The organism is Candidatus Avelusimicrobium alvi, from assembly GCF_958451995.1.
Classification (GTDB): Bacteria; Elusimicrobiota; Elusimicrobia; order Elusimicrobiales; family Elusimicrobiaceae; genus Avelusimicrobium; species Avelusimicrobium alvi.
Genome location: NZ_CAUDSG010000027.1, coordinates 1 through 21508 on the forward strand (window position 1 = coordinate 1; position 21508 = coordinate 21508).

The 21508-nt window shown below is 52.2% G+C and carries 23 protein-coding genes and 2 tRNA genes; 5 read left to right on the forward strand and 20 right to left on the reverse strand.

Going from position 1 to position 21508, the window contains the following annotated elements:
- Window positions 1-127 precede the first annotated feature (127 nt).
- The gene (locus tag ACQY36_RS05885) at window positions 128-544 is read left to right on the forward strand and encodes a type IV pilin protein (protein WP_428078326.1); all 417 of its coding nucleotides are present in this window, start codon (window positions 128-130) and stop codon (window positions 542-544) included.
- Between the two features lie 69 nt (window positions 545-613).
- Here ACQY36_RS05885 and ACQY36_RS05890 read toward each other — a convergent pair whose 3' ends face one another.
- The 14 genes from ACQY36_RS05890 to ACQY36_RS05955 all read right to left on the reverse strand — a co-directional run bounded on the left by ACQY36_RS05890 (window position 614) and on the right by ACQY36_RS05955 (window position 14137).
- The gene (locus ACQY36_RS05890; RefSeq protein WP_428056417.1) at window positions 614-1078 is read right to left on the reverse strand and encodes a PilZ domain-containing protein; all 465 of its coding nucleotides are present in this window, start codon (window positions 1076-1078) and stop codon (window positions 614-616) included.
- A 2-nt stretch (window positions 1079-1080) separates the two neighbouring features.
- Window positions 1081-2310 (reverse strand): tRNA (N6-isopentenyl adenosine(37)-C2)-methylthiotransferase MiaB, encoded by a 1230-nt coding sequence (miaB, locus tag ACQY36_RS05895; protein WP_428078296.1) that lies wholly within the window; start codon window positions 2308-2310, stop codon window positions 1081-1083.
- A 52-nt stretch (window positions 2311-2362) separates the two neighbouring features.
- A complete protein-coding gene (locus tag ACQY36_RS05900) occupies window positions 2363-4027 on the reverse strand; it encodes a glucose-6-phosphate isomerase (protein WP_428078298.1) in 1665 nt (554 codons plus the stop codon).
- A 38-nt stretch (window positions 4028-4065) separates the two neighbouring features.
- Complete coding sequence (gene rpiB / locus ACQY36_RS05905) at window positions 4066-4518, reverse strand: ribose 5-phosphate isomerase B (RefSeq protein WP_428056423.1); 453 nt, start codon at window positions 4516-4518, stop codon at window positions 4066-4068.
- A gap of 3 nt (window positions 4519-4521) precedes the next feature.
- Complete coding sequence (locus ACQY36_RS05910) at window positions 4522-5079, reverse strand: D-sedoheptulose 7-phosphate isomerase (protein ID WP_428072026.1); 558 nt, start codon at window positions 5077-5079, stop codon at window positions 4522-4524.
- A 15-nt stretch (window positions 5080-5094) separates the two neighbouring features.
- A complete protein-coding gene (locus tag ACQY36_RS05915; protein WP_428078300.1) occupies window positions 5095-5817 on the reverse strand; it encodes an SH3 domain-containing protein in 723 nt (240 codons plus the stop codon).
- Window positions 5814-7628 (reverse strand): BatD family protein, encoded by a 1815-nt coding sequence (locus tag ACQY36_RS05920; RefSeq protein WP_428078302.1) that lies wholly within the window; start codon window positions 7626-7628, stop codon window positions 5814-5816. Before ACQY36_RS05920 ends, ACQY36_RS05915 begins: the two co-directional genes overlap by 4 nt.
- Before the next feature lie 4 nt (window positions 7629-7632).
- Complete coding sequence (locus tag ACQY36_RS05925; RefSeq protein WP_428078304.1) at window positions 7633-8298, reverse strand: tetratricopeptide repeat protein; 666 nt, start codon at window positions 8296-8298, stop codon at window positions 7633-7635.
- A gap of 8 nt (window positions 8299-8306) precedes the next feature.
- Window positions 8307-9350, reverse strand: coding sequence for a VWA domain-containing protein (locus ACQY36_RS05930; protein ID WP_428056429.1), 1044 nt, complete (start codon window positions 9348-9350; stop codon window positions 8307-8309).
- A 1-nt stretch (window position 9351) separates the two neighbouring features.
- The gene (locus tag ACQY36_RS05935; RefSeq protein WP_428078306.1) at window positions 9352-10479 is read right to left on the reverse strand and encodes a VWA domain-containing protein; all 1128 of its coding nucleotides are present in this window, start codon (window positions 10477-10479) and stop codon (window positions 9352-9354) included.
- Window positions 10476-11384 carry a hypothetical protein gene (locus ACQY36_RS05940; protein ID WP_428078308.1) on the reverse strand — a complete coding sequence of 303 codons (909 nt, stop codon included), beginning with the start codon at window positions 11382-11384 and terminating at the stop codon, window positions 10476-10478. The genes ACQY36_RS05935 and ACQY36_RS05940 overlap by 4 nt, the downstream gene beginning before the upstream one ends.
- 1 nt (window position 11385) lies before the next feature.
- Window positions 11386-12276 carry a DUF58 domain-containing protein gene (locus ACQY36_RS05945; RefSeq protein ID WP_428056432.1) on the reverse strand — a complete coding sequence of 297 codons (891 nt, stop codon included), beginning with the start codon at window positions 12274-12276 and terminating at the stop codon, window positions 11386-11388.
- A 19-nt stretch (window positions 12277-12295) separates the two neighbouring features.
- Window positions 12296-13279, reverse strand: coding sequence for an AAA family ATPase (locus ACQY36_RS05950; RefSeq protein ID WP_428056433.1), 984 nt, complete (start codon window positions 13277-13279; stop codon window positions 12296-12298).
- Window positions 13280-13693: 414 nt separating this feature from the next.
- A complete protein-coding gene (locus ACQY36_RS05955) occupies window positions 13694-14137 on the reverse strand; it encodes a cupin domain-containing protein (RefSeq protein ID WP_428078310.1) in 444 nt (147 codons plus the stop codon).
- 140 nt (window positions 14138-14277) lie between these two features.
- On the opposite strand from ACQY36_RS05955, the gene ACQY36_RS05960 reads away from it, so the two are divergent.
- On the forward strand, window positions 14278-14619 hold the full coding sequence (locus ACQY36_RS05960; protein ID WP_428078312.1) for a winged helix-turn-helix transcriptional regulator: 342 nt from the start codon (window positions 14278-14280) through the stop codon (window positions 14617-14619).
- A 78-nt stretch (window positions 14620-14697) separates the two neighbouring features.
- On the forward strand, window positions 14698-15180 hold the full coding sequence (locus ACQY36_RS05965; protein ID WP_428078314.1) for a type IV pilin protein: 483 nt from the start codon (window positions 14698-14700) through the stop codon (window positions 15178-15180).
- Window positions 15181-15279: 99 nt separating this feature from the next.
- Here ACQY36_RS05965 and ACQY36_RS05970 read toward each other — a convergent pair whose 3' ends face one another.
- The 3 genes from ACQY36_RS05970 to ACQY36_RS05980 form a co-directional block, all read right to left on the reverse strand.
- Window positions 15280-15792 carry a nitroreductase family protein gene (locus ACQY36_RS05970; protein ID WP_428078316.1) on the reverse strand — a complete coding sequence of 171 codons (513 nt, stop codon included), beginning with the start codon at window positions 15790-15792 and terminating at the stop codon, window positions 15280-15282.
- 80 nt (window positions 15793-15872) lie between these two features.
- A complete protein-coding gene (locus ACQY36_RS05975; RefSeq protein ID WP_428078318.1) occupies window positions 15873-17099 on the reverse strand; it encodes a DUF4424 family protein in 1227 nt (408 codons plus the stop codon).
- Between the two features lie 21 nt (window positions 17100-17120).
- The gene (locus ACQY36_RS05980) at window positions 17121-18422 is read right to left on the reverse strand and encodes a hypothetical protein (RefSeq protein ID WP_428078320.1); all 1302 of its coding nucleotides are present in this window, start codon (window positions 18420-18422) and stop codon (window positions 17121-17123) included.
- Between the two features lie 456 nt (window positions 18423-18878).
- Between ACQY36_RS05980 and ACQY36_RS05985 the strand changes: the two genes are divergently transcribed.
- Window positions 18879-19895, forward strand: a complete 1017-nt coding sequence (locus ACQY36_RS05985) for a hypothetical protein (RefSeq protein ID WP_428078322.1) — start codon at window positions 18879-18881, stop codon at window positions 19893-19895.
- Between the two features lie 13 nt (window positions 19896-19908).
- Window positions 19909-20586, forward strand: a complete 678-nt coding sequence (locus ACQY36_RS05990; protein WP_428078324.1) for a hypothetical protein — start codon at window positions 19909-19911, stop codon at window positions 20584-20586.
- 174 nt (window positions 20587-20760) lie between these two features.
- Here the strand turns inward: ACQY36_RS05990 and ACQY36_RS05995 are convergent.
- The 3 genes from ACQY36_RS05995 to ACQY36_RS06005 form a co-directional block, all read right to left on the reverse strand.
- A tRNA-Pro gene (locus ACQY36_RS05995) sits at window positions 20761-20836 on the reverse strand.
- Window positions 20837-20852: 16 nt separating this feature from the next.
- Window positions 20853-20927 (reverse strand) — tRNA-Pro (locus ACQY36_RS06000).
- Window positions 20928-20968: 41 nt separating this feature from the next.
- Complete coding sequence (locus tag ACQY36_RS06005) at window positions 20969-21310, reverse strand: MerR family transcriptional regulator (RefSeq protein WP_428056441.1); 342 nt, start codon at window positions 21308-21310, stop codon at window positions 20969-20971.
- Window positions 21311-21508 lie beyond the last annotated feature (198 nt).

Consider the following 21508-nt stretch of genomic DNA (forward strand, 5'->3'; position numbering starts at 1 on the left):
AAAAGAAGAAAGATATAAAAGGCTTGTATTGTTTTTTTTTTTTGATAAATTGGGGATATCAACTTATATAAATAGGGGGATATATCCCGTGCAGAAAAGTCTCGGATTCACGTTAATAGAGCTGTTGGTGGTTGTTTTAATTGTTGGCATATTGTCGGCTGTCGCTCTGCCGCAGTATACGCTGGCGGTGGAAAAATCCCGCTTGGTGGAGGCGCAGACTGTAATGAAATATGTTCATAATGCAATGAAGGTGCGCTATTTGGAATGTGGCGGAGATAACGAATGTATGTATCAAGTGCAAGACTATTTGGAGTTGCAAGGAGGTGAGTGGGATGGGACTATTAATTATAAAACCAAACACTATACATATGATTTTGATATGGAGGTATGTGCTGACCAAAACCGGGGGGACTATACCATTTGCTCGGCCGGATTTTCTTGGGAAGAAGTAGTAAATGACACAAATAAAAATTGCGGCGGTTTTACAGACTTGGGTAAGAAGATTTGCAGAGGGTTGGAAAAGGACGGGTACGACGTATATTAAACTTGCTTTACAAAAAGGCCCCGGGCGTAAACCCGGGGCTTTTCATTTCTATTTGCGAAGTTTGGGGAATTATTTGCCTTCAAAAAGGCTTTCGTCTTTTTGAATTTTATTGCAGATTTTGTTGCATTTGCAGCCGGCTACGCACACTTCGGGGAGTTTTAACAGAATGCGCGTATCGCAGTCGTTAAAGTCGTCGGCCATTTCGCTGATGACCTTGGCGTCTTTATCGGCCATTTTGATAAATTCAATACCGATGGTGTACACGTTCTCGCGCTGTTTTACCCAGGCCAGCTTCGCGTCCACTTCCATTTTGCCGGTGCCGGGCAGCTGCAGGCTGATGGAAAACTTATCGGCCAGCGGCGCGCCCAGAAAGCTGATCATGCGCATACCGGAGGCGGATAGATCGGCCAAGATGGCGACCAGGGAAGTTTCTTTGCCGTCTTCGGTTTTGTAATGCAGGTTGACCGGTTCAATCAGGTTGCTGATAACCGGCATACGCGGATGTCTGCGTTTTTCAGAGAAATTCTTTGTCATACTCAGTCCCTCGCAAATAATAATGTCCCGTCGGCCTTTTCAATTTCCGTCCGTACGATGGAGCCCACGGGGTAAGACTTGTGCGTCTTCACCCAAAAATTTTCGGAAGAGCGTCCTTTGTTTTCCGACTCCAGGAGCACTTCCTTCACGGTGCCGACCTGCGTTTGGTACGCCGCGTCGGACAAACCTCTTACCCTATTTAACAAAATATCAAGCCTTTCTTCCAGTACCTTTTTATCCAGCAGTTTCATCTGCGCGGCCGGAGTGCCCCGGCGGGGGGAATACTTAAAGCAGTAGGCCGCGAAAAATTCCGCTTCGTCCACGAGCGAGAGGGTTTGCCGGAAGTCTTCCTCCGTTTCGGTGGGAAATCCGACGATGATGTCGGTGGAAATGGTAAAGCCGCAGGCTTTTAAGGCGCGGACTTTATCCAAAAAAATCTCGCGCGTGTAGCCGCGTTTCATTTCCTGCAACACTTTGGTGGAACCGCTTTGCACCGGCAGGTGTACGTTACGCGCGATTTTGGGGTTGTTTTTTACCGCTTCCAAAAACGCGGGCGTAAAATAGATGGGGTGTGGGCTCGTAAAGCGCACGCGCTCCACGCCCGGCACTTCGCTTACGCGGTTTAACAAATCCGCAAACGAGGTTTGCCCGTCCCGGTAAGCGTTTACCGTCTGGCCCAGGAGCATAATCTCTTTGGCGCCTGCGGCGGCTTTGTGGGCGGCTTCTTTTAAAATGTTTTCCGCAGGCAGGCATTTAACGGGCCCGCGCACGCTGGGCACAATGCAGTACGAGCACGCAAAATCGCACCCGCGCATAATGGTCACGTATCCCGTCAGGCCCGGGGCCGGCGCTTCGCCCGCGCGGCCGGGTGCGGCAAAAAGGCCGCTGGCGTCCAAGCGGTCCGAAAAATGTTCAATATCTTTTGCGCCGGAAAGTATATCCAAAAACGGGTATTTCTTTTGAATCTCCGCGCCCAGGCGTTCGGCGGCGCAGCCCGCAAAAATAATCACGCGGTGCGGACGTTCTTTTTTCCAGGCGGCCAAACGGCCCAAAAACGATACCGCGCGGTGTTCCGCATGGTCGCGCACCGTGCAGGTGTTGACGAGCACGATGTCGGCCTCGTCCAACTTGTCGGTATATTCGGCTCCGCGCGCCGCCAGATGCGTGAACATTTCGTCCGAATCCGCCACGTTCATCTGGCAGCCGTAGGTTTGGATAAATACTTTGGTCATAAGAGATAAAAAGGCAAGGCGGCCCGCAGACCGCCTTGCGTATGGAACGGATTTAGAACAAGTCGCTGATTTTTTTGATGCTTTCCAACAGCGGCTGGGTCAGGTGCAGTTTAATCACTCTTCTGCCCTTGGCCTGCAGCGCCTGGAAGTCGCCCAGCGCCTGCGCGTTGCAGAGCTGGCCGAAGGTATAGCGCTGGCCGGGGATTTTGATGTCGCTCGCCGGGTCGGCGGAGAGAATCAAGAATACGCCGTTGTTGCCGTCGCCTTTGTGGAGCTGGCCGGTGGAGTGGAGGTAACGCGGGCCGAAACCGAACAATACGGCGCGTTTGGTGCGGGCCATAATTTTGTCGCGCAGGGCGAGCAGGGCCTTTTCCACATCCTCAGACGGATACACATACGGCAGAATGGCGACGTAATCGTTGCTTTCCAACAGCGAATAGAGGTCCTGCGCCAGGGTGTCCAGCTTTACTTCGTCCGCAATGTCGGCGGAGACGAGAATCGGCGCGGAAACTTCGGCCGGGATATCACCCGCTTCCAGCTTGGCGAGCACGTTTTTAGCCATCGTTTTCGCTTCCTGCACGTTGGGCTGGTCAAACGGGTCAATGCCCAAAATGGCGCCGGCGGCCGCGGTGGCGATTTCCCACAGCAGGAACATCGCGCCCAGCTGGTAGACGTCTTCCATATCAATGGTTAAGATCGGAAATCCGCGTTCGGCCAAATCTTTGGCGATGACGGTAACGTGTTTGTCGTCTTCGCTGCCGGTAGAGAGGTGGACGAAGAAGCGGTCGTCGCGGTAGTCAAAGTTTTTGGTCAGCGTTTCGCCGGCCACGGGCACCACGCCTTTGCCTTCTTTGCCGGTGGATTCGGCCACCAGCTGTTCGGCCCACAGGCCGAAGGTGGCAAAATCTTTCGGGGTTAAAAGGGTGAGCTTGTCTTTGCCGTGGTTGACGTTGCACGCACCCATAAAGGCGCCCAGTTTGACGGCGGCGTTGTCTTTCACGGGGGCGTCGGGCCCAAAGGTGGCGGCCTGTTCTTTGGCGATGGTTAAAATTTTCTTCACGTCCACGCCCATAATGGCGGCGGGGACGATGCCGAACAGGGAAAGCGCGGAGAAGCGTCCGCCGATGTCGGCCGGGTTTAAGAAAATTTTGCGGAAATGGTTTTTCTTGGCCAGCGCTTCCAGTCCGGTGCCGGGGTCCGTAATCGCGGCGAAGTTGGCGCCGGGTTCTTTTACACCGGATTTTTTTACTTCGTCAAAGAAATAGGCAAACTGGGAAGACGGCTCCACCGTGCCGCCGGATTTGCTGGCGAAAATGAACAGCGTTTCGGCGGGGTTGATGCGCGCGCGGGCGGCGCCGATCCAGTCCGGGTTGGTGGTGTCCAGCACGATGAGTTCCGGCCAGCCTTCCTGTCTGCCGAATACGGTGCGGAACACTTCGGGCGCCAGCGAGGAGCCGCCCATACCCATAATCACGCAATGCTTAAAATTTTGTTTCACGTCGCCGGCGAACGCCAGCACGTCGTCCACTCTTTCCAGGGTCCAGTCGTAAACTTTCTGCCAGCCCAGGAATTTAACGATAAACTCCATATGCTCTTTGTCTTTTTTCCAAAGAGTAGGGTCCTTGGCCCAGAATTTGGTGTTGAACTCAAGCCCTTCCAGCTTGATTTCGCCTTCTCTGATAATGCCTTCGGCCATGGGATTTGCTTGTGTATTCATAGGTTTCATCATCCTTTATTTTAAAGACCGGGGTGGTCTTATTTAAAATTTGCGTCTTCAATCGCTTTTACTTTATTTAACCGTCCTTCGTGGCGGGAACCCGTCAGGAAAGAGGCGTTTAAAAAACGTTCGGTCAGCTCTTCGGCTATTGCCGGGCCGATAATGCGCGCCCCCAGGCAAAGCACGTTCAGCGCGTCGTGCTCCACGGCCTGCCGGGCGCTGTACGCGTCGTGGCAGACGCAGGCGCGCACGCCTTTGGTTTTATTGGCGGCCACGCATACGCCCACGCCGCTGCCGCACAGCAGAACGCCGCGCTGCGCTTCTTGGGAAGCTACAAGCTTGGCCACTTTGTCTGCATAGTCGGGGTAGTCGGCGCGGTCGCAGCTGAATGTGCCGCAGTCAATCACTTCGTGCCCCAGGCGGCGTATTACGGCCGCCACGGTGTCTTTTAGCGGGAAACCCGCGTGATCGCATCCGATAGCTATTTTCATAAATCAGTACGCCTGGTCCACCAAGTCGCACATACAGTGCGCCATGAAAATGTGGCAGGCTTGGATATGCGGCGTGTCTTTGACGTTTACGACGAGGGGTAAATCGCACATATCTTTAATGATGCCGCCGTCTTTGCCCAAAAAAGCCGCCGTAAAGCAGCCTTTGCGTTTGGCAAGGCCCAAAGCGAGGTAGACGTTTTTGCTGTTGCCGGAGGTGGAAATGCCGATGACCACGTCCCCTTCTTTGGCAAAACCGTCAATCTGGCGCGAGAAAACGACGTCGTACGAATAGTCGTTGCCGATGGCCGTGAGCGTGGACGAATTGGTGTTTAAAGCCAAAGCGGGCAGGGAGGGGCGTTCTTTTTTAAAGCGGCCCACAAATTCCGCCGCGATGTGCTGCGCGTCCGCCGCACTGCCGCCGTTGCCCATTAAAATGACTTTATTGCCTTTTTTGAAGGCTTCGGTTACCTTGTCGGCCAGCGTCTGCACCCGGTCCGCCAGGTTTTCTTTCACGTACGTTACGGCTTGAATCAGCTCGTCGGCTTGTTGTTTGACAAACATATCAGATACCTCGTTTTAAATTTGTTCCACCGCGCTCTTTTCCACCCAGCCTTTGATTCCCTGGGATTTGACGATGACTTCGTACCACGTGTCTTTCGCGTCCTGCACCATAACCAAATGCCCCTGCGCCACGCTGGCGCTGGCGGGGAAGTTGGTGCCCGGCCCGCTGCGTATTTCCGCCACCGGGGCGGCCACTACGGCCAGGTGCTGGATTTCCAGCGCGCGGCGTACGTACAGCCATCCGCCGGAAAGAAGCAGAATAACGGCGCAGGCGGCCAGCGTACGGCCGAATTTGCGTTTAATCAGCCATATGCCGCCCAGCGTGCAGAACAGCCACAGGAGCCCGAACGTCAGCCCCCGGACTTCGGGATACGATAAATAAAAGAACGCCTTGTGCAGCACCGGCGGCATGCCGGCCGGAACCAGTCTTTCTCCTCCCGCGGCAAGCGCGAGGGTCAGGTTGTGGCGGATGTCCGCGTCCCGCGGGTCCAGTTTAAACGCACGGTAATAATTGGCGGCCGCGAGGCCTTTGCTGCCCATCTTAAAATAGCAGTTACCTATATTGTAGTAAACATAAGGGTCGTTTGGGCGGTTTTTCAGCTCGCTTTCGTAAATACCCAGGGCGGCCGAAAACTTGCCCTGGCGGTAAAATTCTTCGGCTTCCTGCATGGGCGTCTGCGCCCAGGAGGCGGCGGCAAAGCTGACCAGTACGGCCAGGAGCGTGAGCAGGCGTTTCATTTGGTTTCCTCCTCCAGAAGCTTTAAAATGTCCTGCGCCTGGCGGGCCAGTTCCTGCGCGGTTTGCACGCCCGGTGCGCCGGGGGCGAAGCGGGCCGCGTCCAGCCGCTGCCACAGGAGCGAAAACGCTTCGGCCGTGGCGGGCGTAATGCCGCGCTTTTGCAGGGCGGCCACGATGGATTTAAGCGGCAGGCTGCCGGTGCTGATTTTCATTTTTTGCTGTAAATAGTCGGACACGGCGTCGGCCACCGTTTCGTCTGAAAGCGCTTTTTTAAGTCTGCCGCGCGCGGTGCTGTAGGCGCGTTTCTGCGCCAGGGATTTTTTGCCTACCGAGGCGAACAGCACGCACACCGCCAGTATGGACAGCATCACCCAGTTAAGCGTATACCAGCCGCTCATGCGCGTCAACACGGAAGGCCGCGGGCCGTAGGCCGTTTTTAAATACGAGACGTCCTGCCCCAGCGTCTGAAATCCGCTTCCCGCCGGGCTGGCCGCACCGAAATCAAAACCGCTGTCCGCCTTGGTGGAGGGAGACACCTGGATGGTAATCGGTTCGGTGTGAATGGTTTGGTAAGAGCCTTTGTCCGGGTTGAAATAAGACCATTTGACCGACGGAATGGTGTAAATGCCGGAGGCGGACGGTACGAGCACCGTTTTAAATACTTTGTAGCTGCGCTCGGAGCCGTTTGCGGGAATGGAGCCAGAAGTGGCGGCCGCATTGTAAATTTTAAATCCGTCCACGGCGGGCAGGTTTAAATCCTGGGTGGGTTTTAAGTTGCCGGGCCCTTTAACGGTGATGGTAAGCGTAACGGCTTCGCCGGCTTCCACGCGGGTGCGGTCCGCCGCCGCGGCGATGGTGTAGCCTTCGCCCACCGCGCCGTAGAAAGATTTGGGTTTGCCCGCCGCCGGCAGGGCGCGGACGTTAAGCGTGATGGGGGCCGATTGGGCGGTTTCTTCCGCACTGACGGCGGAACCGCCGAAAAGCCGGTCCAGCGCCGAAAGCGGCGAGCCGCCCGTCATATACCGCACGGAAGCCGGGCCGATGGTGGCCGGGCCGGGCGCGGCGCCGGTCAGGCGGTAGCGCTGTTCTTCGTAGCGGTACAGTACGCCGCCGATGCTTTGCGTGCCCTGTGCGGTGCCCATGTCTTCCATAAAAATGTTGGAAACGGAGGGCTTTTGGTAGGGTGCATCGTAGAACGGACGGTTGTAGTAAAAACGCACGCCCAGCGTAACGGTTTGGTTGACGTAGGGCTTATCGTCGCTTACGGCGGCTACGAGAAAAAAGTTTTCATCCCCGCGCGCATAGGCCTGGTTGGCCAGGTCCCTTTCCAGCGGGGGGAGGTTCGGGTCGGCGGTTTGTTTGACGCGTTTGGCGGCGGCGGAATCGTAATTGCCGTTGGACACCGCTCTGGCGGAAGAAGACGCGGGCCGGGCGTTTTGTACGCCCTGGGCGTTGCGGTAGATATTCACGGAAATAGGGTCGGTTTTATAGGTTTTGCCGTTATAGTTAAAGCTGACGGCGCCGATAGACGCTTTGCCCACAAAGCGCGGCAGCATAACGTAGCGGAAGACGGTGTTGGTCTGGCCGTTGACGGTGGTCTGCTCCACTTCGCGCGAATAGACGTTAAACGCGGGCAGGCTGGGCAGCTCCGGCATCAGCATATTGCCCGCCGCGCCGCGCACTTCCACGGAAAGGGTAAGTTCGTCGTCCAGCGTCAGGGCGGTTTTGTTCACGCTTGCCGTAACCGACACCTGCGCCGCCGCCAGCGCGGCCGCACATAAAAATAAAACGGATAAAATCGCTTTTCTCATAGGTTTACCAATCTTTTTCTACCGAACTTCCCTGCGCGGCCCCGGACTGCGTGGGCTTTTTATATTCATTTTCCCGGGCCATTTGCATGACGCGGTTGGCGTCGTCTTTATCCATCTGGTCCTGCGGATTGGAGGGGTTCTGCGGGTCCTGCTCGTTTTGCGCCGCCTGGCCCTTGCCGTCTTGGTTTTGCTGGTCCTGGTTGGACGAATTATCGTCCTGGTTCTGCTGGTTTTGGTTATTCTGGTTCTGTTGGTTTTGCTTTTGGTCCAAAATCAACTGTAAATTGTGTATGGCCTCTTTATCCTTGGGGTTATGGACGATGGCTTTGCGGTACGCGTCGGCGGCTTTGTCCGTATCCCCGGCGCGGTAATAGGCGTTGCCTAGGTTAAAAAGCGCGTCCTGCACGAGTTTGCCGTCTTTTTCGGCGGTTTCTTCAAAAGCTTTTTCGGCGGTGCGGTAATCTTTTAAATAGTAGGCCGCCGCCCCCGCGCCGAAAGAGGCGTTTTCGTCCTGCGGGGCTTTTTGCAGGGCTTCGTTGTATTTGGCCAGGGCCTGACCGTATTTCTGATCCTCATAGAGTTTGCCGCCTGCGCGCAAATCGGCCCGCACTCCGGCTTGCGCACAGAGGGCGACGGCGAACGGCAAAAATACACCGATGAGTTTCTTCATACTATATTTTACCTTTTTTGGGGTTCTTTTTCCCCGGCCTCCGCGGCGGGCCTGCGCCCCCGGGGCCACAAGAGGTATCCCGCCAGGCACAGCATGGCAAGCGTAAGCGGGAACGCGTAGCGGTTCTTATATATCGCGCGCGAAGCCGTGCGCGAGGCCGTGCGGTCCAGCCCTTTTACCGCGGCCTCCACTTTGGCCGCCACCTGCGCGGGAGTGGTGTAGGCGATATAGGCGCCGCCCGTGGCCTGGGCCAGCTCCAGCAGCGTTTTTTCGTCCAGCTTGGAGACGACGGTCTTTCCCTCTTTGTCTTTTTTATATTCCAAAATTTTGCCCGAAGCGTCCGTTCTGGCCGGAATCAGCGTGCCTTCTTTCGTTCCGATGCCGATGGCGATGATGCGGATGCCGTTTTTAAGCGCGGTCTCCTGCGCGGCTTTGAGTTCGTCGGGGGAGTGGTCCTCTCCGTCCGTTAAGAGAATAAGCGCCTTATGGCCCGGATATTTGGCCAGCATACGCGCCGCCAGCGACACCGGCGCCGCCAAAGACGTACCCGGCACGGGCAGCATATCGGGTTTCAGGGAATTGATAAAGTAGGTCAGCGCGTCCTCGTCCGTGGTAATGGGGCACTGGACATATGCCTGGGACGTAAATGCAATAATGCCCACGCGTTCGTCTTTTAAGTTGCTTACCAGCATACGCAGCATACTTTTGGCGTTGTCCAGGCGGTCCGGCTTTAAGTCCCGCGCGCGCATGGAGGCCGATACGTCCACGGCAATCACCGTTTGCGCAAACGTGCCCTGGGCTTCAATCACTTCCGTACCCCACTGCGGGCCCGCAAGCGCGAGGAACAGGAAAAACACCGCCAGCAGGAACAGCGCGCCGCGCCGCCACGTAACGGGGCGCAGGCCGGCCGTGAGTTTGGCGTATGCTTTGGGGCCGAACAGTGCGGCGGTCAGCCGGCGCTTTAATTTGGCGCCCAGCCAGGCCGCCAGCCCCACAAATAGCGCGGCGGGCAGAAAATAAAGTAAAAACATCGGGTCGGCGAACAGTTCCATATTAAGGCACCTTGATAAAAAACAGTTTTTCCAGCACAAAAGCCGCCAGCACCAGCACGAGCGCCATTAACAGAAACGGCTGGTAATAATCGCTGCGGTTGACGGTGGAGCTGGGGGCGAATTCCGTCTTTTCCAGTTCGTTAATCGTATCGTAAATTTTGGCGAGTTCGGCCTCGTTTTTCGCGCGGTAGAATTTGCCGCCCGTCGCATCCGCGATTTCCATCATCAGCCCTTCGTTGATTTCGTCCTCCGCGCTGGAGTACAGCCCGTCGCCCGGCGCGCTGGCCGTGCCGACGGTGTAGACGCGTATGCCGTAGGCCGCCGCGGCTTTGGCCGCCAGAAGCGGCGCAATGGTGCCGGCGTTGGAGTCTCCGTCCGTTAACAGGATGATGATTTTGCTTTTGGCCTTGCTGTCTTTTAAATGGTTGGCCGCCACGCCCAGCGCATCGCCGATGGCGGTATAGTTGGCGTCCACCACGCCCAGGTACAGGGTGGAAAGATACTCCTGCAGGGCTTCGTGGTCCAGCGTCAGCGGGGCCTGGAGCATGGCTTCTTTGGCAAAGGCCACCAGGCCGATGCGGTCGTTTAAGCGTTTGGAAATAAAGCGGGAGGCGGTGCTTTGCGCGGCCACAAAACGGTTGGGATAGAAATCCTGCTTCTGCATAGAGGCCGACACGTCCATCAATAGAATAATGTCAATGCCTTCGGTGGGGGGGAGAACGGTGCGGTCCACGCGCACGGGACGCGCCAGCGCGATGACCATCAGCATTAAGGCGGCGGTGTAGAGCGTAACGGGCAGCCAGCGCGTGAACAGTACGCGCAGGGACGACTGTTCCACCATCAGGTGCGTCATCGGGTAGGCCACCCGGCGCGCGAACGCGCCGCGGAATACCGTCTGCGCCAGAAATACCGCAAAAGGAATCACCAGCAGGACAAACGCCCAGGGGTGTATAAATTCGGCTCCGTCGCCGGCCAGCCGCACAAACAGAAGCCCCGCCAGGCTCACCGCCGTCAGCGCGGCAAAACCCGCCACCAGCACGGCCATCGTTTTGGGCGCGCGTTTGATAAACAGGTTCGCGGTCAGGGCGGCCAGCAGCAGGACGACGCTTATCAGAAAAAAATAAATCATGCTTCTTCCTCCCGTGCGGCGGGCGAAAGTTCCTTGGGCGCGGTTTCAATGATGATTTCGCGCAGGATTTTAACGTCCTTGTCGCGGATTTGTTCGCTGGGCACTGCTTTGGCGAATTTAACCAGGTCGCCGGAGCTTAAAAAGTCCCGCAGCTGGTACATAAAGGGGGCCATTTGCGTCATATTTTTGACGCGGCGCAGGAGCTCGGCGGAGGTGTCGGCCGACGCGTCCACGCCAAACTGCCGCCAGAGGTATTCGCGCAGAATGTCGGAAAGCGTGATATAGAACACCTTATATTGCCGGTTTTCCCACAGCCCGCTGTCTAACAGCGCGTCAATTTTGGTGAGCGCAATCACATTGCCCGGCCGCGTATCCTGCACGTCCGCCACGGAGCGGGCCTGTTCCTGCGTACGCTTCCACCAATAGCGCAGTACGTAAATCAGCGCGCCCAGCAGCAGGGCCGCCAGCAGCCACGTCAGCCAGCCGGACGGAATATGCGGCGGGCGGATTTCGCGCAGGTTCTGGTCGTTAAATGTTTTGGCGCGGGTAATGTTGACGAACACTTCTTCTTTGGCCTGGGCGAACGGCTTTTCGTTTTGCGTGAGTTCAAAAGTAACGGTAAACGTGGCTTTGCCCAGCACGAACGGCAGGGCGGTAAAATCATACGTCATGGTGCCGGGGGAGTTTTGCACGGCGTTTACCTGCGTAATTTCAAAATCTTTAGAAAGGGAGGCTTCGTCCACCGTTACCTGGTAGCCCGGCGTGTGGGACAGCACAAACTGGAGCGCAAACGGCTGCGCGAAAGGCACCGTTTCGGCCGCGCGCTTTTCCACCACATTGATTTCCTGCGCGGAAACAAAGGCGGCGGCGAAAAGGAAAAGGGAAAAGAGTACGGTTTTTTTCACGCTATCTCCTGATTTTTTTGGCGCGCGCTTTAAAAAACGCGATTACCGGGTCGGCCGGCGGCAGGGCCGTGTCCACCCGAATGGGCTCTATTTTATACGGATTAAACAAAGCCCGCAAATTTAAATCCTGCCGGCGTGCGTAATCGTCCAGCGCGTCGTTAATCTCGCCGGAAGAGAGGCACAGAAAATCCTCCTGCCCCGTTTCGGGGTCCGTTACGTCTATGCAGGCGTGCAAAGGCGGCAGGCGCGTTTCCAGCTTGTCCTGCACGATGACGGGAATTAAATCAAATTTTTTGGCCGCCAGCTTGAACGGTTTGGAAAAAGAGGAGACCGGGGACAGAAAATCCGAAATTAAAATTAAAATGCCCTGGCGTTTGATAACTTTACTCATTGTTTCCAGGCACAGGCCGATGTCGGTCCCGGCGCTTTGGGGTTCAAACGCCACCAGCTCGCGGATCAGGCGTAGGACGTGCTTTTTGCCTTTTTTGGGGGGGACGAAGAGTTCTATTTTGTCCGAAAACAGCATGAGGCCCACTTTGTCGCTGTTTTTGATGGCGGAAAATGCAAACAGCGCGGCCAGCTCGGCGGCGGCTTCCAGTTTCAGTTTGTCTTTGGAGCCGAATTTCTGCGAGCCGGACACGTCGCACGCAATCATCAGCGTGAGCTCGCGCTCTTCGTTGTACTTTTTAATATAGGGGATGCCGGTGCGCGCGGTTACGTTCCAGTCAATGGAGCGGATGTCGTCCCCGGGCGTGTATTCGCGCACCTCGGCAAATTCAATGCCCTGGCCTTTAAACGCGCTTAAATACTCCCCGGCGAATGTTTCCGACACCAATTTGTTCGTCTGGATTTCAATTTGGCGTACTTTCTTTAAAATCTCCGCGGTATCCACGGTTTACCCCCCGGTATGGTTACGGTACGTCTACGGCGTCAAAAATTTGCTTGACGATTTGGTCGGACGAAATATTTTCCGCCTCCGCCTCGTAAGAGAGCAGCACGCGGTGGCGCAGTACGTCCAGCCCCACGGCCTTGATGTCTTCCGGCGTTACGTAGCCGCGCCCGTTTAAAAAAGCGTAGGCTTTGGAGGCCTGCGTGAGGAAGATGGTCGCGCGCGGGCTGGCGCCGTAAGCGATAAAGGAGGCCAGCTTTTCCAGCCCGGCGGCCTTCGGGTCGCGCGTGGCGAACACCAGGTCCACGATGTAATTCTTGATTTTTTCGTCCACGTAAATGGTGTCCGTTACCGCGCGGGCTTTTAAAATCATTTCCGGCGTAACGTTGGTGTTGATTTCAATCGCCTGGTGCGAGGCCATCCGCTCCAAAATCATTTTTTCTTCTTCTTTCGTCGGATAAGTAACCAGCACTTTTAACATAAAGCGGTCCACCTGCGCCTCGGGCAGGGGGTAAGTGCCTTCCTGCTCCACCGGGTTCTGCGTGGCCATTACCATAAAAGGAGAGGGGAGCTTATAGGTCTGCTCGCCGATGGTTACCTGCCGCTCCTGCATGGCTTCCAGCAGTGCGCTCTGCACCTTGGCGGGCGAACGGTTGATTTCGTCCGCCAGTACGAAGTTGGAAAATACCGGGCCGCGTTTGGGGTAGAACAAACCGTCTTTGGGATTAAAAATAAGGGTACCCGTGATATCGGCGGGCAAAAGATCCGGCGTGAACTGGATGCGCTGGAACTGCGCGTGGATGGCCTGCGCTAGCGTTTTGACGGCCAGCGTTTTGGCCAGGCCGGGCACGCCTTCAATTAGAATGTGTCCGTCGGCAAGCAGGGCCACGAGCATTTTTTCCAACAAGGCGTCCTGCCCCACAATTACCTTGCCCACTTCTCTTTTTAAGTCCTGCAAAAACAGGCTTTCCTGCTGCACTTGTTTGTTAAGCGTTGTGATATCCATAGTCCCCCTCCGTCGCCCGTCGCGGTCAGGCGGGCGTTTTCTTTCCTATATTATAAATAAATTCCGGCGGGATGGGAAGTTTTTGTAAACGCCTAAAAAGGGTTATAAAAAAGGCAGGCCCACGCGTAAAAAACGCGCCCGGGCGGACGCGCACAAAAGGCGGGCGGGAGAGTTCGTAAAGCGTCAGCGCGTGCGGAAAAACGCCGCCAGGCGGCTGATGATGAACCGTTTGCCGTCCAGCACGTTTTTGGCGTTGGTGGAAGGGTATAAGTTTTTATAAAGTTCCGAGGTCATTTCCCGTGTTTCTCCTTAAAAATAACTTTTTATATTATGGATGAATTTTACTTAAAATACAAGGGGTTTTTTGGACGCAAAAAAGGGGCCCCCGGCGGGAGCCCCGTGCGGCAAAGCGCGTTATTGGGCGGGTTCGTCCGTCATTCCTTTGGTGCGCGGTCCCACGACCAGCATTTTGTTGATTTCCGGGAAATGGGCGACTTCCAACGGGCTTTCGGCTCCGATGTCTAAATAGACCAATTTTTCCGTATCCGACGCGTTGCGGATAACGTGCGAGCCTTCCGGCCCCGCCGGGAAGGCGATTGCGTCCCCGGCGCGGAGGATTTCTTCGCCTTTTTGGGTGCGCACGGCCGCCGTGCCGGAAATAATGTAAAAGACTTCTTCGTTCAGCTCGTGCCAGTGGTAGCCGTAGGCAAAATGGCCGGGTTCCACTTCCACAAAATTGGCGTGCAGTTTGGTAACGTCCGCCGCCGGGATAATCTCTTTTACGGTAAACTCCGCCCCGTTGGCCGCCAAAAACTGCCCTTTTTCTTTTTGATGATTTTTAATTTCCAATTTTTTCATTTTTTTGCTCCTTTCAGTTCAAAATATCCGGGCCGAACCCGGCTGATACATATAGTATGAGGTTTTAAGTTTCTTTTGTAAAGTAGGCACCTTTTTGTAACCTAGTAGTAAAAAAGTAACTAATAGGGTATAATATAAGTATGATTACTTTAAAAAATATGTCGCCCTGCCCGGTGGGGCTGCTGCTGCAGTTAATCGGCAATAAATGGAAAATTTTAATCATCCGGGATTTGCTGACCGGCGTGAAACGCTTCGGAGAACTGAAAAAAAGCGTGGGCGCCTCCCCCAAAGTGCTGACGTGCAATTTAAAAGAAATGGAGGCGGAGGGGCTCGTCAGCCGCAAGGTGTACCCGGAGGTGCCGCCGCGCGTGGAATATGCGCTGACGAAGACGGGCGCTTCTTTGCGCCCCGTGCTGGACGAAATGGCCGCCTGGGGGGAGAAATACCGCGCCCGGCTGATGAAAACGCGCGGGCAGGAATAAATTTGTTATAAGCTTGATTTGTTTTTTTTTTTTGATAAATTGGGGATATCAACTTATATAAATAGGGGGATATATCCCGTGCAAAAAAGTCTCGGATTTACGCTAATAGAGCTGTTGGTGGTCGTTTTAATTATAGGTATATTGGCGGCGGTGGCGGTGCCGCAATACCAAAAAGCGGTAGAAAAAGCCCGTTTGACGGATATTATAGAACTTGTTTCCGCTTATAAAAAAGCGGCGGAAGTGTATTATTTGGCAAATGGGAGCTATCCGACTGATCCGTTTGCGTTAGATATAGATGTTTTTTCATCCTGTATAAAAGTTGCGGGACACAGTGTTGATTTTTATTGTCCAAAAGCGCGAATAGATGCCAATTTCAGTTTAGCGGGTCGTATTTTTTTACAATACTGCCCACCCGGCGGAACGGGTTTGCAAGGGCCTTGTTCGGCCGCGGATGTAAAGATGACGATGCTTATCCCCTTGCATTATGCTGCCAACCAGAGTTGTTCTTGTTCCGGGGATAAAGTTTTGTGCGAGCAGGCAAAGCAGGCTTTGTGCCCGTAAGCGAAACCATTTTTGAATAGCCGTGCCGTGAAATAAGCCCCGGAGCGTGTCTCCGGGGCTGTTTGACGGTTGATATTTGGTTGGCCGATACCGTCCTGCTTACAGGTAAACGACCGTTTCGGACAATTCTTTGCGGCTGGCGTGCGTCGGCATCGGCGCGGCATCCGGCGCGGCGTGGCCGAGGTCCAGGAGCATCAGCACTTCTTCCTCTTCGGGCAGGCCCAGCTCCCGGGCCGCGAGGTCCGGGTCAAAATAATTAATCCAGCAGCTGTCCAGCCCTGCGTTGGCGGCGGCCAGCAGCATATGGGTGGCTACGATGGACGCATCCTCTACGCCGGAATCCCGCTTGCCGCCGGGATATGTAAACACATTGTGTTTATTAAACGCCACCACGAGCACCGTCGGCGCGCCGTAGCGGCAGGGGGTGATTTTGTCAATTTTGGCGAGGCTCTGCGGCGATTCGGCCACATAAATGCGCTGTTCCTGCAAGTTTTTGGCGGTAGGGGCCAGGCGACCGGCTTGCAAAACGGCTTCCAGCCGTTCTTTTGCGACGGGTTTATCCGCAAATTTTTTGCACGAATAACGGTTTTTAATCACATCCGTAAATTCCATAATGTTGCCTCCTGATTCGGCGGCGCGGGCGGCTGTTTTAGTGTACCCCGCCTACGCTTGTTTACCTTCATTGTATACTATTATTTTACCCCGGGTTCAAACACTTTTATTAAATTTTGCTTATGCGTGTATCCCTGCAAATTGTTTTGTAACACGGGATACCAATTGCCTTGTTTTTCCCCGGGCCATACCCAGGCGTAGGTGCCGTCTTTCATCTCGCCGACAATTTTTCCGTTGGGTTCCTTGCGCACATTGGCGGGGCCGTCCACACGGAAGAGAACCGGATTGCTTGTAGGCGTGTAAGAGGATGGAATAGAGCCTTTTTCTAAAAAATCCACCGACAGATTCCGCTCCGGGTAGAAATACCTGCGGCTGACGGCAAAATACTTTTCGCCGTAAAAAGGCTGTCCTTCAAAACAACCCACGCTTTTAAGCGGGCTTTCCACCAGCAGGTTAAAATCATCTATAAACCCCTGCCAATTGCTGGCGGTGGTGAGGATGTATTCCACATAGTGTTGGGCTTGCAACTTATCCCACAGATGGTCTGTGCCCGGCGGGGTGGGAATGCGGACGAAATCCTGGTAGTCCCAGGTATTGGGGTTGATACAGGCGGAAAAAGGCATACCCGTGTTGATGGTTTTGGCAGAAGGGGTGTAGGTGTGGCGGATATGCACGGTTTTGCCGGCAGGGAAGGTTTGAAGCCAGGAATAGGAAATTTCTTTTGTCCACATCTTGTCCTCCCAGTCGGTAATCGTCCAGCCCTCGGCTTCTTCATAGTCGCCCGTTTCGCTATTGGGAAGGAAGACGCCGCCCCAGCGTAAGAATTTTCCGTCTATTAACAGTTGGCGGTCTTTTTCTTGCATCGCTGATACGCGCTCGTGGAATAAAGGTTCATTCAGCCCTTCTTCCGGGTATTTCCACAGAGAATTAGCCGCTGCGGGCACTGCGCGTTCGCCTTGTTTTAGGTTAAAAACAGTTTGATATTTTTTAGGTTTTCCATTTACCCACAATTTGAAATGGAACTGATGTAAGGCTTCCCAGGTATATCCATAATAATCCGCCACCGCCGCAATAGGCGGCAAGGGGAAGAAAACCTGGGTGGTGATGTCTTTGTCTGTGGTATTTTCAAACAGATAATTTACTTCTATCTGCCCGGGGCGGATATAGAGGGCTTCGTTTTTCATTTTAATGCCGTCTTGTTTTTGAAACACGACGCCGCCCGTGGGCAACACATAACCGGCGGTGTCGTTGGCACGGGCGGGAAAAGCAATGCAAACTAAAAGAAATAAAAAATATAGTTTTTTCATTTCTTTATTATAATATTTTAGTCAATCGCTGTTGTTTTCTCCTTTATAAACATAATAATCCATATTGGGTTCTTTGTCTTTACCAAATTGTTTGGATAACGCCTCTCCTTCTTGAACTTTTTCTTGCTGCGTATTATATCCGTCAACAGAAGGCACTTGTGTGTCCCAATAATCGCGGCCAGAGTTTTTCATTCCCGCATCAGGATTGACTATAGAGATATGTCCGTGGTTCGTATTATTGGGATTGTGATAGGTGACCACTACTGTTTCTCCGGCTTCAGCGCGGCGTTGGGCTTCTTGGTGGTCTAATTTATCGGTAGGATTGCCCTCAGCGTCTGTTTTTTTAGGCAGTTTTTCCCAGCCGGAACCTTTTTTATCCATAGCTTCAATCATTTGGTTTGCGTTTTTGCCGGGCTCCATGTAAATACCTTTGTTGAGGAGTCTATCCCGCGCATAGATGTTGCAGTAAGGTTTTTGGTCTGTATTTTTTTGAGGGTCTTGTTTGTCTTGTAATTCTTGCCGGCTGGCGCTTAAAATGGTATCCCATTGGGCGGGAGAAATATCTTGTTTGGACAGCGTGCCGTCTTTAATGTCTTGGTCTATTTCCTGCCAGCTTTTTTGGTCGTCTTGCCATTTTTTAAAATAGGAAGCATACTCATCGGGATTTTCACGCTTGTACCGGCTGATTTCTTTACCAACGGCGGAGGGCGTATTCGGATAGTCTTCCTGGGCCGTTTGCTCATCCGTTATATTCCAAAACCTTTCCACAGGAGATTGGGAGCTGAGGGATTGTTTCCCTTCTTGTAAGGCTGTTAAACCTTTCCAGTTGGGGAGCTTGCTCTCCTGGTTTTCGGGCTGGCGTCTTGTGGAGCGTAATTCCTGTTGAATTTCATCCCGCTCTTTGGAATAGTCCTTTTTGCCATACATGCGGGTTGTAAAACTGTCTTGCCGGGTTTGTTGGCGTTCCAAGTATTCCAACTCTTTCAAGCGGTCTTCTAAATGCTGTTGGCGCAGCGGGTGTAAGGTTTCAGGCTGATTATTAGATTGTAATAGTGGAACTTTGTGCGAGTCGGATGATTGGTCTGCGGGATTGGGGCGGGGCATTTGTTGTTGGTTGCCGGTTAAATAGTCTTGGTAGGCTTCTTGCGGCGTTTTTCCTTCCGGCCACGGGATAATTGTACCATTGACGCGTAACTGAGGCGGATCTGAGTGCAGGATTTCTATTTTTGGCTCTCCTGTACTAGGGTGTGGTAGTTTTTCAATCTTATCGTCTTTCCGGTTATGGCGGAAGTTTGTATTGTAGCGTTTAGGGTAGGTTGTCATATGGACACTCCTTTAGGTGGGATATATACGGCAAAGGGAGGAAAGCTTGCTTAGGCGGGTGGCGGGGAAAAATATGGATAAATAGGATTGCTGGCAGAAAATATACTATAGTATAAAATAGTTATATTTGTCAAGTATTATATGATACGGGCGGAGAAAAAATTGTGGAAAATATACAACTAGGCCAAAATTCGGGAGGCGTTTCTGCGTTTTTAGCAGGGCATGCCCGCTTCTTCGTATAAGAAGCAAATGAGAACTCAGTTGATAGAAGACAAAAAAGACACCTCTTGCAAGGTGTCTATGACAATATGAGACAATATGAGCCTTAAGGAGTTGATGAATCTGGCGGAGGGGGAAACGGAGTTTGAGCGGCAGAAGTATATATGTGGCATATAAAATGACACAATATTGTCGCTATGGTGTTATATAATAATTATTATGAGAGCAGGAGGCTTTATGACACAAGATATAACACAGGAACCGTTAAAAATAAAATACAAGTTAAATCCTTCCACCCAGAATATTAAACTATATTTTTCCCAAGGGAAAGAGAATTGTGTGGTGTCATGGGATGATAGACGAAATTCGTGGACATCTGTGTGTTCCTCCTGCAAAAGAATACATGAATACTTAGATTATGATGATGCTACGGATATTAGCATCTATGGCACCAAGAAGAGTGCACGACAAATTCTTATAGAATCTAATTGGGATAAACAAGATAAAAGAGAGGATATTTTTATTACTGAATTTGGGTGGAGGACAGAACGATGGGAAAAAGAATGGATAAGTCGGAAAAAAATTTATGCTCATTTTAAGGCTGATTATCGGGAATTTATTAAAGAGTTATATGGAATAATTTCTGATTTAGCTTGCAATCCAAAATATATTGGAGCCCAAAAGGAGTTTGTGAAAGAATCTAAATATCAGTTTCTCTCTGAGAGTTTAGAAAAGGTAATATCCGGCGATAGATGGTATATGGAATATAGTAAGAAAGTTTTGGCCTGTTTGAAAAAACAGGCATTTGAAGAGTTTTTGGAGAAGCACATCGCGGAGAATCCGCCTGGCGGTGGGGTACGGGCGCAGATAAAGGGGGATAGTATTATCCTAAAAGACACATTCTACATAGATAATGTAACTAGTACCCGCTTGCAGAATGGCACTTCCAACAATATTTTGACGGTGCGCCAACTAAATGAAAGCCTTGTGCGTGGTTTGGCTCGTGCGTGGCAATTGAAGAAATTAATAGAAAAGGGGCAGACTACCCGGGAATGGGAAAAGGCAAGTGGAATGAATAAACGCACTTTTGCCCGGTATTTAAATTTGTGTTATCTGTCTCCCAAGATAGTGACGGATATTTTGGAGTACCGGAATCCACAGAATATGAGTTTGAAGGAATTGATGAGCTTGGCGGAGGGGGAAACGAAGTTTAGCGAGCAGGAAAAGGAATGGCAGAATTATGATAATATGTAAAAAAGGAGAAAATATGAAAAAAATAATTTATATATTTATTTTTATGTCGTTGTGCGCGGCCTGTTCTTCTGTGCCTAAAAGGCCTAGCTTATCTCAGATACAACAGTTTGCTACCCAAGTTATATCAGATTTGCAAGCAAGGGAAACAGCTGGAACTTTGTCTAAAGAAGAACAAGAGGAATGGAAACGATTACAAGAAGGAATGAATTCTGAAGAAATGTTGCGTTTGAAAAAGTATTCTGCACAACCCATCAATCTTGAATTTCCTATTTTGGTCGCAGACGCCAATGAATGGGGATATTCCTTTGAAGAAATAAATGATTTTTTAGGATTAGATTTAATCGTAGAAAATCCGTATTGTGAAAATGAATTTAAATCTTATAAAGTTTTCCAAGTTTTGTCAGATTTTGTGTTGGCCGATGGATGTGAAGTTACCAGTTATGATAAATGTAGTACTTTTCACGGAAGAATTTTTATGTTTCCTAAACAAGGTGATGAGTTGTACTTTGATAATAAAATATTGACTCCTCCTAGTAAGTTCTGCTCTGTATATGCGGGAACTTATAATTATGAGAGCAAGGGGGGCAATTCTCATACTGTTCCCATTTTATTATTCTTACCTAAAGCGATTGATAGAGAGCAATTAGAAAATATTAAGAAGATGAGAGAGGGAATGCAAAAAGAACAGTAATAATTGGGATCCTCTCATTTCGCTCGTTAGAGAAAAAGGCCCGTTTAGGGCCTTTTTTGCACTCCACTAAAAGGTCTCTAAAACCGGTATGGATATAACTAGCCCCTAAACATCGACGAAAAAAGGGAAAACAAACCAACAAAAAAGGCACTTCGTAAGAAGTGCCTTTCTAAATGGTCGGGGCGGCGGGATTCGAACCCACGACCTCACGGTCCCGAACCGTGCGCGCTACCATCTGCGCTACGCCCCGTATAATAGTAATCAAATGGTCGGGAAGGCGGGAATCGAACCCGCGATCTCTCGCACCCCAAGCGAGCGCTCTACCTCTGAGCCACTCCCCGATAATCACGGCGGCCTTTTTACCGGCCACACATATATTTTATCATTCTTTTAACAAATCTTCCAGCGTTTCTTTAATTTCCGTCAGAAGTTTTACGTCTGTGCGGGGCTTGGCGCCGCTGTTTGCGGCGGGAAACTGATACTTGGAAAGCTGTTTTTTGGCGCCTTCCAAAGTAAGCTTGTGTTTGTAAATTAAATCCTTAATTTTGAGGATGGTGTACAAGTCTTCTTTGGTATAACGGCGGTGCCCGCTTTCCAGGCGGATGGGGCGGATGAGGCCGAATTCCGCCTCCCAGTAGCGCACGGAATACTCCGGCACCCCGGTAATGCGTTTTACGTCGCCGATGGAAAAATAATCCCGCTCTTCAATTTCTTCCAGTCCCATATACTTATTATATCATTTCGGTAAAGCGGAAGCCCTCAGTTTCGCAATAATCAGATCCCCGAACCCTGCGGGCCGCGGCATACCAGACGGGTGCATACCTCCTTTGTTGTTCCCATCTAACTAATAGCACCGTTTATTGCTTTAGCCCTGGCCAGGCCAGAGAAGGGAGCCCAGCCTCTGGGCCCTGCCCCCGGCAAG